This is a genomic window from Aeromonas sp. 603079 (assembly GCF_049172135.1).
GTDB classification, from domain to species: Bacteria; Pseudomonadota; Gammaproteobacteria; order Enterobacterales; family Aeromonadaceae; genus Aeromonas; species Aeromonas veronii.
In genome coordinates this window covers 55,068-69,572 of record NZ_JAAKPX010000011.1, presented here as the reverse complement: position 1 = coordinate 69,572, position 14,505 = coordinate 55,068, and the positions used below count along the sequence as shown (strand labels likewise).

The following is a 14,505-nucleotide window of genomic DNA, read 5'->3' as shown; positions in this document are numbered from 1 at the left end:
TGAAACCTTGCTAAATACTTGCTCCATGGATCTGCGTCTGTTGTCGTTTGCCCTGGGGGCAAGCTCCTCACTGCTCTGGCCATGGTTACCTTCACTCGCATGGGGGGGCCTGTTGCTGTCCCTGCTGATCCCCCTTGCATATTGCCGTGCCTGGCGGTGGCTGTTTCTCCTGCTCGGCATCCTCTGGATGCAGGCCAATCTTGCCTATCGGCTGGCCTGGCTGGAGCGGCTGGGCGATCAGACGAGCCACATGATAACCGCAGAGCTGCAAAGTGCAGAGCCCGAGGGGGATAAATTTGTCCGGCTGCTGCTGCGGGTGAGCATCCTCGACGAACAACCGGTGACACCTGAGCCCCTGATCCGGGTCAATGCCTATCAGGCATTGCCCGCCATGACGGTAGGCAGCCGGATCACCCTGGTGACCTCGTTGAAACCGGCTCACGGTCTGGCCAACGAGGCGGGGCTGGATGGGCGGCGTCTGCTGCTGGGCAAGGGGATCACCGCCACTGGCAATCTGCGTCGGGTGATAGATATTCAACAGGCACCTGCGGGTTGGCGTGAACGTTGGTTGGGGGCAGCGACCGAGAGTTGGCGTCCACTTGACTATGCCCCCTTGCTGGCGGCGCTCGCTTTTGGCGAGCAGAGCGGCATCACGGATGCCCAGTGGGAGCTGTTTCGCGGCAGTGGTCTGACCCATATCATCGCCATTTCAGGGCAACACATTGCGCTGGTGGCGGTGCTCGGGTGGTGGTTGGGCAGGCTGTTTGGCCTGCGTGGCGCCATCATCACCTCCCTGCTGTTTGCCGCCGTCTACAGCGCGTTGGCCGGGTTTGCGGTGGCCACCGAGCGGGCCCTGATCATGGTGCTGGTGTGGAGTGTATTGCGCTGGAGCCGGCGAGAGTGGCCGGCCTGGCGCATCTGGCTGTGGGCCTTTGTGGTATTGACCCTCTGGGATCCCTTCGCCCTCTATTCGGCCGGCTTCTGGCTCTCGTTTCTGGCGGTGGCCATCTTGCTGCTGGTGGGATATGTACACGACAAGCCGGGGCTCTGGCAGATCCAGCTCTGGCTGCTGCTTGGTCTGCTGCCGCTGCAACTGGCATTGTTCGAGGGGATAGCGCCTCTTGCCATGGTGATCAACCTGTTGGCGGTACCGCTCTTTTGTATCGCCATCATCCCGCTGGCCCTGATCAGTGTGCTGCTGGCGCCGCTCTCCACCTCGCTTGCCTATGTCCTGTTCTGGCTGGCGGATCTGGGGCTCGGGTGGGTGCTGACGATCCTGAATTGGCTGGCCGATCAACTGCAACTGTGGTGGCCACTACCCGGCTGGTGGCTGCCGCTCTGCACCCTGCTGTTGCTGCTCTGGTTCGCCGCAAAGTGGCGCCCGGCACGCTGGCTCTGGTTACCGGGCACCCTTGCGCTGGTGTTGGCGTGCTGGCCAGCTCCCGCCCGCTGGCAACTGCGGGTGCTGGATGTGGGACAGGGGCTGGCGGTGCTGATCAGCAAGGGGGAGCGTGCCATCCTCTATGACACCGGCGATCGTTATCCCGGAGGCTACAACATGGCGGACGCGGTGATCCTGCCCCAGCTAAGCCATCTGGGGATCCGGGTCATCGATCGCCTCATCATCAGCCACAAGGATCGGGACCATGCCGGCAATCGCAAGCGACTGCTCAGCGCCATGCCGGTGCGTCACGAGTTCTCCTCTTACCCCTTCAGTGAGGGAACCACCCTGTGCCAGCGTGGGCAACAGTGGCGCTGGCAGGGGCTCTCGTTTGTGGTGCTCTGGCCCGAATACCCAGGCGGTGGGCGTAACAACGATGGCTGCGTGGTACGCATCAGCGATGGCGAGCGCAGCATATTGCTGAGCGCCGATATCGAACGGCAGGCCGAACAACGACTGGTGGCGCTGGAGGGGGAGGGGTTGGCCAGCACCTTGCTGGTGAGCCCCCATCATGGCAGTCGCACCTCCTCCACACCCTCGTTTGTCGCGGCGGTGGCGGCAAAGGATGTGATCCACAGCGCCGGTTTTATGAATCAGTGGGGCTTTCCCCGTCCCGATGTAGTAGCCCGCTATCGGGATGCCCGCCAGTGGATCACCGGTCAGCAAGGGGCGATGCTGGTCGAACCCACCGCAGAGGGCTTGAGCGTCACCGCCGAGCGAGATCTGGGGCCTTGGTACCGGCGCAGTGGCGAGTGGTGGCGACCGCGAGTGTGGTTTGAGCAATAATCGGCCATTTCTGCCGTGTAGGAATGCGATATAGGTGGCGGCGCTTGGTGTAAGCCTGCGCTTTGGCTAGAATAGCCCGTCATTTCCATTACTAACGGCTATTCATGCAACAAGAAACCTCACAAGAGAGCTGGCCAGTATTCAAGCGCCTGCTCGGTTATGTCCGTGATCGCAAGCTGGGCCTGGTCGGTGGCATCATCGGGATGCTGGGCTACGCCGCCGTGGATACCACCTTTGTCTACTCCATCAAGCCGCTGATCGATCAGGGCATCAATGGCAACGACAGCACCGTTTTGAAATGGATGCCCTTCTTCGTCCTCGGCATCGTGGCCCTGCGCGGTGTCGCCAACTTTCTCTCCAACTACTGCATGGCCTGGGTCGGCAACCACGTCGTGATGCGTCTGCAACAGCAGGTGTTCAATCACATGGTGGCGATGCCGATGAGCTTCTTCGACCGTCAGAACACCGGTCATCTGCTCTCCAAGGTGACCTATGACGCCAGTCAGGTCTCCTCGGCGGCGAGCACCACGCTGGTGACCCTGGTGCGGGAAGGGGCGACCGTGGTCGGTCTGCTCGGCCTGATGTTCTGGCACTCCTGGCAGCTGTCGGTGATTTTCCTGGTGGTTGGCCCGCTGGTGGGGGTCATCATCGGCCTTATCAGCCGCCGTTTCCGCCAGATCAGCCGTCACATCCAGCAGGCGGTAGGGGATATCACCACCTCCACCGAGCAGATGCTCAAAGGGCACAAAGAGGTGTTGATGTTTGGTGGCCAGAAGGTGGAAGAGAAACGCTTCTTCCAGGTCAGCAACAACATGCGCCAGCAAACCATGAAGATGGTCGCTGCCGATGCCATCGGCAGCCCTGTGGTGCAGATGGTTGCCTCCATCGCGCTGGCTGCCTTCCTCTATGTAGCTACCATCGACAGTGTGCGCAGCGAGCTGACTGCCGGTACGTTTACCGTCATGATCACCTCCATGATGATGCTGCTCAAGCCGCTGAAAAGCCTGACCGACGTCAACAACCAGTTTCAGCGCGCCATCACTGCCTGCCACAGCCTGTTTGGCCTGCTCGACAGCGAGCCTGAGCAGGATACCGGCACCCGTACTCTGGAGCGTGCTCGCGGCGAGATCGAGTTTCGCAACGTCACTTTCACCTACCCGACCAAGGACACCCCGGCGCTGCACAACGTCAGCTTCAAGGTGGAGGCGGGTAAGTCGGTGGCGCTGGTGGGCCGTTCCGGCTCTGGCAAGAGTACCATTGCCAGCCTGCTGACCCGCTTCTACGACATCGATCAGGGCGAGATCCTGCTGGATGGCATCAACATCCGCGAATACAAGTTGAGCGAGCTGCGCAAGCAGTACGCGCTGGTCTCCCAGCATGTCCACCTGTTCAACGACTCGGTGGCCAACAACATCGCCTACGCCGCGGAAGACAAATACAGCCGCGACCAGATCGTGCAGGCTGCCCGCATCGCTCATGCCGACGAATTCGTCAGCAAGATGAGCAACGGGTATGACACTGTGGTTGGCGAGAACGGTGCATCCCTCTCCGGTGGTCAGCGTCAGCGTGTTGCCATTGCGCGCGCCCTGCTGCGCGATGCGCCGGTTCTGCTGCTGGATGAGGCCACCTCGGCCCTCGATACCGAATCCGAGCGCCACATTCAGGCGGCTATCGACGAGCTTTGCAAAGCGCGTACCTCGCTGGTGATCGCCCACCGTCTCTCCACCATCGAGAAGGCGGACGAGATCCTGGTGATCGACGAAGGCCATATCGTCGAGCGCGGGAACCACGAAGCATTGATGGAGCAGCGCGGCACCTATGCCCAGCTGCGCGCTATTCAGTTTGGCAACGCGGGAAGCAAGGCCTGATGCTGGAACGGCTCTGGTATCGCAAAAGTGGCTGGCGCTGGTTGCTGGCCCCCTTTGCCCTGCTGTTCGCCATCATCAGCGGCACCCGCCGCTACGCCTATCGTCATGGCTGGCGCAAGGGGTATCGCTCCTCCTTGCCGGTCATTGTTGTGGGCAATATTTCGGTGGGGGGCAACGGCAAGACGCCAGTGGTGGTCTGGCTGGTGGAGCAGTTGCAAGCCCGCGGCTATCGCCCCGGGGTGGTGAGCCGTGGTTATGGCGGCAAGGCGCCCCATTACCCCTATCGGCTGGATGAGACCAGCACCACGGCGCAGGCCGGAGATGAGCCGGTGCTGATTGCCCGGCGCTGCGGCTGCCCCGTGGTGGTTGCCCCGAAACGGGCCGACGCGGTACGACTGCTGGAGCAGAGCGGTGAGGTGGATATCATCATCACCGACGATGGTCTGCAGCACTATGCGCTGGCCCGCGACATCGAGCTGGTGGTGGTGGACGGAGCGCGCCGTTTCGGCAACGCCTGCTTGCTGCCGATGGGGCCGCTGCGCGAGCCGATCACTCGGCTCAAACGGGTGGACGCCATCATCTGCAACGGCGGCGAGCCGGGCAAGGGGGAGTACCCCATGCAACTGGTCGCCGACACCCCGCGACGGGTGCGCGACGATGCACCGCTTGCCGCCCCCTTGTCGGGGCCGGTTGATGCGCTGGCGGGGATCGGTCATCCACCCCGCTTCTTTGCCACCCTAGAAGGGCTCGGCTATCAGCTGGATCAGCAGGCCGCCTACGGCGATCATCACCCCTTCGATCGGGATGAGCTGGTGGGGCGCTTTGCCAGCAAGCCGCTGCTGATGACCGAGAAGGATGCGGTCAAGTGCCGCCCGTTTGCCCTCGATAACTGGTGGTATCTGCCGGTCAGTGCCGAGTTGCCCGCCTCCCTGCTCGATGCCCTGCTGCACAAGCTGGGGGCGAAGGCAAAGGGTGCGACTAAGGCGCAAGATTAATCTCCCTTGCCTGAGCGAGGGAGAAGTGGACCAATAGCGGTCCCGTATGGAATATCTGGTTGCTCGACATCCATCGCTGGCGTGATGAAGCCGCCAGCGCGACATCGTTGAAGGAGTATCGTTTTGGCTTTGGACATCAAGTTGCTCGACATCATCGCCTGCCCGGTCTGCAAGGGTAAGCTGCACTACAACAAAGCAGTTCATGAGCTGGTCTGCCGCTTTGACAAGCTGGCCTATCCGCTGGAGGAGGGGATCCCGGTGCTGCTGGAGAACCGTGCCCGTCCGCTCAACAGCGATGAGCTGCCGTCATGAGTTTCGTCGTCGTCATTCCTGCCCGCTATGCGTCAACCCGTCTGCCGGGCAAGCCGCTGGCGGATATCCATGGCAAGCCCATGGTGCAGCACGTGGTGGAGAAAGCCCTGCAATCGGGTGCCGATCGGGTGATCGTCGCCACCGATGACGAGCGGGTGCAGCAGGCACTGCTGAGCACCAGCGTCGAGGTGTGCATGACCTCACCGGATCATCAGTCCGGCACCGAGCGTCTGGCCGAGGTGTGCCGTCACTACGGCTTTGCCGCCGATACCATCATCGTCAATGTGCAGGGGGATGAGCCGCTCATTCCGCCCGCCATCATTCGTCAGGTGGCAGACAATCTGGCTGCCGCCACGGCGCCGATGGCGACCCTGTCGGTGCCGATCAAGGATGCCGAAGAGGCGTTCAACCCGAACGCAGTGAAAGTGGTGACTGACAAGGATGGCTACGCCCTCTATTTCAGTCGCGCCAGCATTCCCTGGGATCGGGATCGCTTTGCCAAGAGCCATGAGCAGATTGGCGACCACTACCAGCGTCATATCGGTATCTACGCCTATCGCGCCGGATTTATCCAGCGTTACGTAGACTGGGCACCGAGCGTGCTGGAGCAGGTCGAGGCACTGGAGCAACTGCGGGTGCTCTGGTACGGGGAGAAGATCCACGTCGCCCAGGCCTTTGAAGCGCCGCCGGTCGGGGTGGATACCCAGGCCGATCTGGAGAAGGTGCGCGCCTTTTTGGCCAAGTGATGGCCACAGCACTAACGTCATGAAAAACGGTGTCGCAAGGCACCGTTTTTTGTTTTGAAAATTTATATAATTATTTGATTTTAAACGCTAAACATGGGTTTTCTCAAACTTTTGGCGTGCATGGTTTGCCAAAGCGACGAGTTTGGTTATGATGCAAGACGCCCTGTTAACCCTAACCGGGCGGCTAAAACGAGATAAAACGGGGTGTTTGGGTGATAAATGTATTCCTGGTCGATGATCATGAGCTGGTGCGTACAGGGATAAGACGCATTCTTGAAGATGTGCGCGGGATCAAGGTGGTAGGCGAGGCACAGAGCGGCGAGACCGCAGTCACTTTCTGTCGCCAACACCATCCGGACGTGATCCTGATGGACATGAACATGCCGGGTATTGGTGGTCTGGAAGCGACCCGCAAAATTCTGCGGATCCGCCCCGATGTGCGCATCATAGTGCTGACAATTCATTCAGAAAATCCGTTCCCCACCAAGGTGATGCAGGCCGGCGCCGCCGGTTACCTTACCAAGGGGGCTGCCCCTGACGAGATGATCCAGGCGATCCGGTTGGTGCACTCCGGTCAGCGCTACATCTCCCCGGAGATTGCCCAGCAGATGGCCCTCAGCCAGTTTGCCTCCGCTGACGAGAATCCCTTCAAGTCCCTCTCCGAGCGCGAGCTGCAGATCATGATGATGATCACCAAGGGGCAGAAGGTGACCGATATCTCCGAGCAGCTCAACCTGAGCCCGAAGACGGTCAACAGCTACCGCTATCGGCTGTTCAGCAAGCTGGGGATCAACGGTGACGTGGAACTGACCCATCTGGCCATTCGCTATGGCATGCTGGATGCCGATACCCTCTAATCGGGTGGCGTGTGGTCACAAAGGCGGCGCGTGCCGCCTTTTTGCTTTTCTGCCCTTTTGCTTTTCAGGCGGCGGGGGCAGTATGCTCTGCCCGTCAATTTTTGCCTTTGTGTGAGCCGAGTAGCTGATGACCCTCTCTCCCGAACCTCTCTTCGATAGCAAGGCGTTTCTGAGCGCCGTCACCCATCAAAGTGGCGTCTACCGCATGTATGACAGCGGTGGCACCGTGATCTATGTGGGCAAGGCCAAGGATCTGAAAAAGCGGCTCGCCTCCTACTTTCGCACCAACGTCGACAGCATCAAGACCCGCACCCTGGTGCGACAGATCGCCGATATCCAGGTCACCGTCACCCACACCGAGACCGAGGCGCTGATCCTCGAGCACAATCTCATCAAGCAGTACCAGCCCCGTTACAACGTGCTGCTGAGGGACGACAAATCCTACCCCTGGATCATCATCACCGCGCACCAGCATCCGCGTATCGGCGTCCATCGCGGTGCCCGCAAGATCAAAGGAGAGTACTTCGGCCCGTACCCCTCTGGCGGCGCGGTGCGCGAGAGTTTGCATCTGATGCAGAAAATATTTCCGGTACGCCAGTGCGAGGATGCGGTCTATGCCAACCGCACCCGTCCCTGTCTGCTCTATCAGCTCAAGCGTTGCGCTGGCCCTTGCGTACCCGGGTTGGTGAGCGAAGCCGAATATGCCCAGCAGGTGGAGCTGGCCAAGCTGTTTCTGGCGGGCAAGAACCAGCAGGTAATAGGCGAGCTGGTGGGCAAGATGGAGTCCGCCAGCGGCGATCTGCGCTTTGAAGAGGCAGCCCGCTATCGGGATCAGATCCTGGCGCTGCGCCGGGTCACCGAGCAGCAGTCGGTGAGCGGCAACGTGCTGGACGAGCTGGATGTGGTGGGGGTCGCCTTCGAGCAAGGCGCTGCCTGCATCCACGTGCTCTTTATCCGTCAGGGCAAGGTGCTGGGCTCGCGCAGCTACTTCCCGAAAGTGCCGGCTGACACCCCGCTCGACGAGGTGGTGCAATCCTTCCTGCTGCAGTTCTATCTGTCGGGGCAGGGGGGGCGGCAGATCCCGAGTGAGGTGCTGCTCGATGTGGCGTTGGAGGATGAGAGCGTCATCGCCGAGACCCTGAGCCAGACCGCAGGCTACAAGGTGCGGGTGGTGAGCCGAACCCGCGCTGAACGGGCCCGCTTTATCAAGCTTGCCTCCATCAATGCCGAGACGGCGCTGCGATCGCGGCTGGCTCACAAGAGCACCATTACTGCTCGCTACGATCAGTTGGAAGAGCTGCTGGAGCTGGAGCGCCCCATCGCCCGCATGGAGTGTTTCGATATCTCCCACACCATGGGGGAGCGCACCGTGGCCTCTTGCGTGGTGTTTAACCGGGAGGGGCCGCTCTCATCGGAATATCGTCGTTTTAATATCGACGGTATCACTGGCGGTGATGACTACGCGGCGATGGAGCAGGCGCTGGAGCGCCGCTTTGGCAAGCAGCAGGAGCCGGACAAGGTGCCGGACGTGCTATTTATCGACGGCGGCCTTGGCCAGTTACGCCGGGCCGAAGAGATCCTGGCTCGTCAGCTGGAGTTCCTCGGCGGCAAATACCCGCTGCTGGTGGGGATTGCCAAGGGGGTCACCCGCAAGGCGGGGTTGGAAACTCTCATCATGGGGGAGAGTCACGAAGAGTTGCATTTACCGGCAGATATGCCCGCTTTGCACCTTATTCAGTATATTCGCGATGAATCCCACCGTTTTGCTATTACCGGCCACCGGGCCAGACGGGCCAAGGCCCGCACCAGCAGCAGTCTGGAGGATATTCCGGGGGTGGGGCCGAAACGGCGGCAGGCGCTGCTCAAATATCTGGGCGGCCTGCAGGAGGTCAAAAAGGCGAGCGTGGATGAACTGGCCAAGGTACCCGGCATCAGTCAGGAGCTGGCCCAGACCATCCACGATGGCTTGCACAGCGCCTGAGCAGGGTTAGCGGTATGGCAAAATCGCTAACTCCTTGATGCACAAGAGCCGTGACGCGGGGGGGCCGTAAATGCCATAATGGCCCTCGCATTTTGAGAAGATTGATGGATTAAAAAGACCAAGACGGGCGCCAGTGCGGTTGCATCGCAAATCGGCTTTGGCGCACTATGTAGCGACGTACAAGAAGTGGCTGAAAATAATGACAAACATACCTAACCTGTTGACGTTTTTCCGGATTTTGCTCATTCCCGTCTTCGTCATCCTGTTCTATCTGCCTTATCAATGGTCCTATCTGGCTGCCGCCATCATCTTTATTCTGGCTGCTGCTACCGACTGGTTTGATGGCTATCTGGCTCGTAAGCTCAATCAGTCCACCGCCTTTGGCGCCTTCCTTGACCCGGTTGCCGACAAGATCATGGTCGCTGCCGCACTGGTGGTCATCGTCGAACACTACAACACCATCTGGGTGACCATCCCCGCCATGACCATGATTGGCCGAGAGATCATCATCTCCGCCCTGCGCGAATGGATGGCCGAGCTCGGCAAACGCTCCTCGGTGGCGGTCAGCTGGATTGGCAAGTGGAAGACCATGATCCAGATGGTGTCGCTCACCGGTCTTATCTGGCAATACAACGTCTGGATGGTGTGGCTCGCCTATGTGATGCTCTATGTCGCCACCGTGCTCACCTTCTGGTCGATGTTCCAGTACATGAAGGCCGCCTGGGGCGATCTGACCCACCACGCCAACCTGTGAGTCACTTGCGCCGCAAGGTGAGGTTTCCACTGATTTGAGGCAGGAAACGGCCAAAGGCGCTAAAACTGTTCAAAAAGGGTAAAAAATGCCCGAACGATCAGGTAATTAAATATTTCTGGTTGACTGGGCGAGGAACATCGCTAGAATGCGTTCTCGTAGTCAGGCAGTCAGCCAGACCAATGCGGGAATAGCTCAGTTGGTAGAGCACGACCTTGCCAAGGTCGGGGTCGCGAGTTCGAGTCTCGTTTCCCGCTCCAAATTCAGACAATAGAGAGCCAACTCTCTTTTGCATGGCGCGTTAGCAAAGCGGTTATGCAGCGGATTGCAAATCCGTTTAGTCCGGTTCGACTCCGGAACGTGCCTCCATATTGACAAGCCCGCCACGCGAGCTTGATACCGATTGCGGTGCCCGAGTGGTGAAATCGGTAGACACAAGGGATTTAAAATCCCTCGACGTTCGCGTCGTGCCGGTTCGATTCCGGCCTCGGGCACCATTAAAATCAAAGAGTTACGAAAGGCCACTAGAAATAGTGGCCATTTTCTTTTTCCTAAATGGCGCCAAAATGGCGACAGCGATTGTGTCGAGTCCACTGCTTCATAACAACAAAGCCTGCTGAAGGCAGGCTTTTATAGGGGTCTGTATATAGCCGAGGGATTTACCTCGTGGGGCAGGGTATGGCCGCTTACTTCCACCACTCCTTACCCGGTAAGTTATTCCATTCTCCAACCGGGTATTCATGGCCATGAAAGCGCTGCGTGGTGCCTAATGTTCTCTGACTGGTGGTCTGAGAGGCTCCGTCCTGCTCTACGGTCCCTGTTTTCGCTTTGGTTACTACTCTCAGATCATTTAGCCCGTTAGATATCCCTGACAGGACTTGGAGGAAAGCCCTCATCACTTTGGTCTGCTGCGCTTGCGATGCTCCCTCGTTCTGTTTTTATGATTATCTGGTTCGTAGGAGAGTAATTAACCGTGAGTGCATGCAACAGTGCCGTTAGTTGCGCCGTTTGTTCAAAGAGAGCCGGGATTCCGCAGGCAGTCGCGCCTTGATGTCGATGATGCGAACGCTGGGGTATCAGATTGGCCGATTCAAAGTCCGTAACCTGATGAAGGAATCCGGGTTGGCATCCAAACAGCCGGGCGCACACCGTTATAAGGTGCCCGGTCTGCACGACCGGATATTCCCGATCTGCTGGCCCGCAAATTTGATGTCCAGCAACTCAATCAGGTGTGGCTATATCACCTAGGTTTGGGCAGGGGCTAGTTGGCATTATCTGGCTGTGATGCTCGACCTGCATACCCAGCGAGTTGTGGGCTGGACGATCTCTGGTAAGCCTGATGTAGATCTGGCCATCAAAGCTCTGGAGATGCCCTATCAGCAGCGGGCTTGTCAATCAGGGTGTGCTGTTTCACTCCGACCAGGGCAGCCAATAGGGCAGTCGGGCATTTCGGCAACGACAGTGGCGCTATCGCATGGCCTGGAGCATGAATCATGGTGGTAACTGCTGGGATAACGTCCCGATGGAGTTGCTGTTCAGAAGCTTGAAGTCACAGTGGCTCCCAGCAACGGGATACCTGAACCTGCGGGAAGCGAAGCTGGATATCAGCTATTACCTGATGGATTGCTAGGCGTTGTTGCCCAAATCGATGCAGCTTGAATGGAACTAGCTGAGGACTCGGTGATCTGCTCATCACCATCCTCTTCAAGTTTGCATCATGGGCATTTCGCTGCACCCCATCACCAACTGGCCTAAATACAACAAGTCTTTGATTCACCGTGGTTCACCCACTTTCTGGGTTGATGCCGAGGCCATGAGCAACTGGTTTCACCACGACTATCACGGACGGCAAGGCCGCAGCCAGTTCTACACCAACCAGACCATCTGTACCTTCCTGATGCTCAAGGGAATTTTCAACTTCACCCCGCGGGCCACTCGGGGACTACTCGACTCCCTGCTCGAGTTGAGGAATCTGGCGTTGTGCGCACCGGACTATAGCTGTGTCTGCAAGCGAGCCCGTATGGTGAAAGTGGCTTATCGCTCCCCCCAAGGGGACGCGTTACCGACTTGGTTATCGACTCAACCGGGCTGAAGGTGTTTGGTGAAGGTGAGTGAAAGGTCAGCAAACACTGCGCCGAAAAACGGCGAGTGTGGCGCAAGTTGCATCTGGCGGTAGATCCGGTGAGCCACGATATCGTGGCGGCGGAAGTCTCGCTGGGACATGTTTATGCGGATGGCGCCGACGACAGTAAAGCCAGCCATCAGCTTATCTAGCGCACAGGGGGCGACAGCCTGTATCCTGACTAGCGAAAGCACGGCGTTATGGAAAAGGGACACCCGAGAAATGATGCTGTGTTGTGATGCGCAAGGAAGGGCTAGCGGACTGGAAGAAGATATCGGGGTATCACCGTCGCTCGCTGGCCGAGACGGTGATGTATCGGTTCAAGCAGTTGTTGGCGGGGAAAATCAGTCTGCGTAACTAAACGGCCAAGTGGGAGAAGTCATGGCGTATGTAAGCGCCATAAACAAACTCAATACCCTGGGTCTACCTGTCAGAAAACCCCGAGTGTTGCGGTCACCAGGGGCCGGGGAAGTCATGACTTGCTGGGGGATTTGGGCAACAACGCCGATTACTACAACTGGCGGCATCCACATCAACACAATTACGGGGTCACGCCAGCAAAAGCCGAGGATCCGCCTAATCAAGAGTCCGGATTTAGTTGACCACTACAGACTGTGCTTGAGTTCATGTTACAATTTGTCAATCTTTCACTATCTACGTCAACCATATGCAAAACCAGAAAAGCAATAGGATTGATTTCGCAAACACTCTAAGAGGCTTTGCTGCATTAGCTGTAGTTATTTCACATTACTATGGCGTTTTTTGGTCAAGCCGTGCAGCTGTAGAGGTGTTAACAAATGCGCCAATGCTTCCCTTTGAAACGCATGCAATTCCTATTTATGTTTCATTATTAAACGCCTTTTCATTATTTAATTGGGGGGCATATGGTGTAGCATTATTTTTTATCATTAGTGGCTTCGTAATTCCATTTTCTTTGCAAAAAACAAGTTGGTTTGGTTTTACTATCAATCGAATGCTGCGAATTGTGCCAACATATATTGTAGGTTTTAGTATTACGTTGGTTGCCATTTTAATTAGCTCGCATTATTTTTCAAGGGAGTGGCCATTCACTACTCAAGAGGTATTGATTCATTACATACCTGGTATTAGAGATGTCTTATGGTCAAGAGGTATTGATGGAATAGTGTGGACGCTAGAGATAGAAATGAAGTTTTATTTTGTCTGTGCGTTATTGATTGTGCTATTTCGAAAGCAATCAACCATGGTTTTTTTAGCCCCGATATTTATCTTCATAGCATCGATTGTTATTAATAAGTATATTCCCGGTTGGGGTAATACGGATGCAAGGTTGTGGCAATTGGCAATGACCTTTATGACAGTGTCGCAATATATTATATATATGTTCATTGGGGTGGTGTTTCACTATGTCCAACGTGGTCGTATTGAAAGAGACAAAGCATATCTTTTAATTGGAGTGATTTTTTGCCTTTTCTGTTTGCAATGGTATATTGGCCCCGCAGCTGCCGGAATAACGGTAGCATGGAGCTATGCATTTGCATTGCTGACCTTCATTTTTGCATTTACGTATCAGGATTTTTTCAGGTCAAACAAGTTCTTCGATTTCCTGGCAGATATAAGCTACCCACTTTATGTGATACATGGTGTCGCTGGCTATGTAGCGCTTAGAATCTTACTCGATCTTGGCATGAAAGCTTGGGTTTCACTGTTGATTGTGACTGGTGGGTGCATATTTTTATCTTGGGTTTTACATAAGCTAGTGGAAAAGCCATCCCAACGAGTTGGTAAAAAATTGGCTGGCTACTTTATTATCAAAAAAAATGACTGTAGAGTTAATAATGAAGTGGCCGTTAGTCATTTAAATTAAGTCTATTAAGCTGCTGTACAGATCTAGTTATCACCTGACACCGGCCTCAAGCCGGTGTCTTGTTTACGCTACTTTAGAGCGCACTTCCTTCGGTATCAATTTCAGACCCTTCTTGAACATGCTGTAGGGCGTCAGTCCCTCCATCATCCTGCCCTGATGCGGCCGCTGGGTGTTGTAGTGCGCCAGGTAGCTACCCAGGTCTGTCTGCATCTGCTCTACCGACTCATACCAGGTCGTCCTCCCCTTGATACGGAAGTGTTCATCCAGCAGTGTGCGATGCAGCCGTTCGATAAAGCCGTTGCTCTGCGGCCTGCGTACCTTGGTTGTCCGGTGCTCAATCCCCTCCAGTTGCAGGAACAGCTCGTAGGGATGATGGTCTGGGCGCCCACAGAACTCGCGCCCGTTATCCGACAGGATGGTATAGACCCGTGCCTCGTGGGCCTCGAAAAACGACTGTACCGTTTCATTGAGCACATAGACCGAGGTCACCGGCAGCTTGCTGGTGTAGAGCCGTCCCCAGGCGTGGCGGCTGTAGCAGTCCAGCACGGTTTGCAGATACACCTGCCAACCCCTTGGATCGCGCCGACGAAGAAGGTGCCGACAGCCACCAGTTCTCCGGTGTAGTGGACCTCAATCTGACGTTCTCGAAACTCTGGGCTGAGACGCTCGAACAGGCGAAGTTACTCGTCATTGAGCTCTTTGGCGAGCTCTGGCAGGCTGAGTTTTTCTCGTTGCAGGTCTACGGTGACTCCAGATAACACAGTAGGGGGCTCTGTTTTGTTATCCGGTTTGAAGCCATA

At 56.9% G+C, this 14,505-nt stretch carries 9 protein-coding genes, 3 tRNA genes and 3 pseudogenes; 14 read left to right on the top strand and 1 reads right to left on the bottom strand.

All coding sequences use genetic code 11. The features are described from left to right. Nucleotides 1-25 precede the first annotated feature (25 nt). The 14 genes and pseudogenes from G5287_RS09970 to G5287_RS09905 all read left to right on the top strand — a co-directional run bounded on the left by G5287_RS09970 (nt 26) and on the right by G5287_RS09905 (nt 13,705). Entirely contained in the window at nt 26-2,227 is a 2,202-nt protein-coding gene (locus G5287_RS09970) for a DNA internalization-related competence protein ComEC/Rec2 (protein WP_421208735.1), read from the top strand. A gap of 104 nt (nt 2,228-2,331) precedes the next feature. After that, nucleotides 2,332-4,095 carry a lipid A ABC transporter ATP-binding protein/permease MsbA gene (msbA, locus tag G5287_RS09965; RefSeq protein WP_157160501.1) on the top strand — a complete coding sequence of 588 codons (1,764 nt, stop codon included), beginning with the start codon at nt 2,332-2,334 and terminating at the stop codon, nt 4,093-4,095. Continuing rightward, complete coding sequence (lpxK, locus tag G5287_RS09960; RefSeq protein WP_421208736.1) at nt 4,095-5,090, top strand: tetraacyldisaccharide 4'-kinase; 996 nt, start codon at nt 4,095-4,097, stop codon at nt 5,088-5,090. Before msbA ends, lpxK begins: the two co-directional genes overlap by 1 nt. 123 nt (nt 5,091-5,213) lie before the next feature. Beyond that, a complete protein-coding gene (locus G5287_RS09955) occupies nt 5,214-5,402 on the top strand; it encodes a Trm112 family protein (RefSeq protein WP_005347033.1) in 189 nt (62 codons plus the stop codon). Continuing rightward, nucleotides 5,399-6,148: a 3-deoxy-manno-octulosonate cytidylyltransferase gene (gene kdsB, locus G5287_RS09950; protein WP_421208737.1), complete on the top strand. Its 750-nt coding sequence runs from the start codon at nt 5,399-5,401 to the stop codon at nt 6,146-6,148. The genes G5287_RS09955 and kdsB overlap by 4 nt, the downstream gene beginning before the upstream one ends. Nucleotides 6,149-6,360: 212 nt before the next feature. Beyond that, complete coding sequence (uvrY, locus tag G5287_RS09945) at nt 6,361-7,005, top strand: UvrY/SirA/GacA family response regulator transcription factor (protein ID WP_005337448.1); 645 nt, start codon at nt 6,361-6,363, stop codon at nt 7,003-7,005. Between the two features lie 127 nt (nt 7,006-7,132). Then, nucleotides 7,133-8,986 carry an excinuclease ABC subunit UvrC gene (uvrC, locus tag G5287_RS09940; RefSeq protein WP_421231225.1) on the top strand — a complete coding sequence of 618 codons (1,854 nt, stop codon included), beginning with the start codon at nt 7,133-7,135 and terminating at the stop codon, nt 8,984-8,986. Between the two features lie 199 nt (nt 8,987-9,185). After that, on the top strand, nt 9,186-9,740 hold the full coding sequence (gene pgsA, locus G5287_RS09935; protein WP_031227442.1) for a CDP-diacylglycerol--glycerol-3-phosphate 3-phosphatidyltransferase: 555 nt from the start codon (nt 9,186-9,188) through the stop codon (nt 9,738-9,740). A gap of 181 nt (nt 9,741-9,921) precedes the next feature. Further along, nucleotides 9,922-9,997 (top strand) — tRNA-Gly (locus tag G5287_RS09930). A gap of 35 nt (nt 9,998-10,032) precedes the next feature. Beyond that, a tRNA-Cys gene (locus G5287_RS09925) sits at nt 10,033-10,106 on the top strand. 41 nt (nt 10,107-10,147) lie between these two features. After that, nucleotides 10,148-10,234 (top strand) — tRNA-Leu (locus tag G5287_RS09920). A 391-nt stretch (nt 10,235-10,625) separates the two neighbouring features. Then, nucleotides 10,626-11,361, top strand: a pseudogene (locus tag G5287_RS09915) (IS3 family transposase); the annotation flags it as partial. Nucleotides 11,362-11,454: 93 nt separating this feature from the next. After that, nucleotides 11,455-12,306: pseudogene (locus tag G5287_RS09910) on the top strand (IS5 family transposase); the annotation flags it as partial. 220 nt (nt 12,307-12,526) lie between these two features. Further along, the gene (locus G5287_RS09905) at nt 12,527-13,705 is read left to right on the top strand and encodes an acyltransferase family protein (protein ID WP_216953306.1); all 1,179 of its coding nucleotides are present in this window, start codon (nt 12,527-12,529) and stop codon (nt 13,703-13,705) included. 63 nt (nt 13,706-13,768) lie between these two features. Here G5287_RS09905 and G5287_RS09900 read toward each other — a convergent pair. After that, nucleotides 13,769-14,403 (bottom strand): annotated as a pseudogene (locus G5287_RS09900) (integrase core domain-containing protein); the annotation flags it as partial. Nucleotides 14,404-14,505 lie beyond the last annotated feature (102 nt).

What these genes read in the sequence shown, in the direction of transcription:
- G5287_RS09970 (WP_421208735.1), top strand. Translation starts at nt 26, where the DNA reads ATGGATCTGCGTCTGTTGTCGTTTGCCCTGGGGGCAAGCTCCTCACTG.
- msbA (WP_157160501.1), top strand. Translation starts at nt 2,332, where the DNA reads ATGCAACAAGAAACCTCACAAGAGAGCTGGCCAGTATTCAAGCGCCTG.
- lpxK (WP_421208736.1), top strand. Translation starts at nt 4,095, where the DNA reads ATGCTGGAACGGCTCTGGTATCGCAAAAGTGGCTGGCGCTGGTTGCTG.
- kdsB (WP_421208737.1), top strand. Translation starts at nt 5,399, where the DNA reads ATGAGTTTCGTCGTCGTCATTCCTGCCCGCTATGCGTCAACCCGTCTG.
- uvrC (WP_421231225.1), top strand. Translation starts at nt 7,133, where the DNA reads ATGACCCTCTCTCCCGAACCTCTCTTCGATAGCAAGGCGTTTCTGAGC.
- pgsA (WP_031227442.1), top strand. Translation starts at nt 9,186, where the DNA reads ATGACAAACATACCTAACCTGTTGACGTTTTTCCGGATTTTGCTCATT.
- G5287_RS09905 (WP_216953306.1), top strand. Translation starts at nt 12,527, where the DNA reads ATGCAAAACCAGAAAAGCAATAGGATTGATTTCGCAAACACTCTAAGA.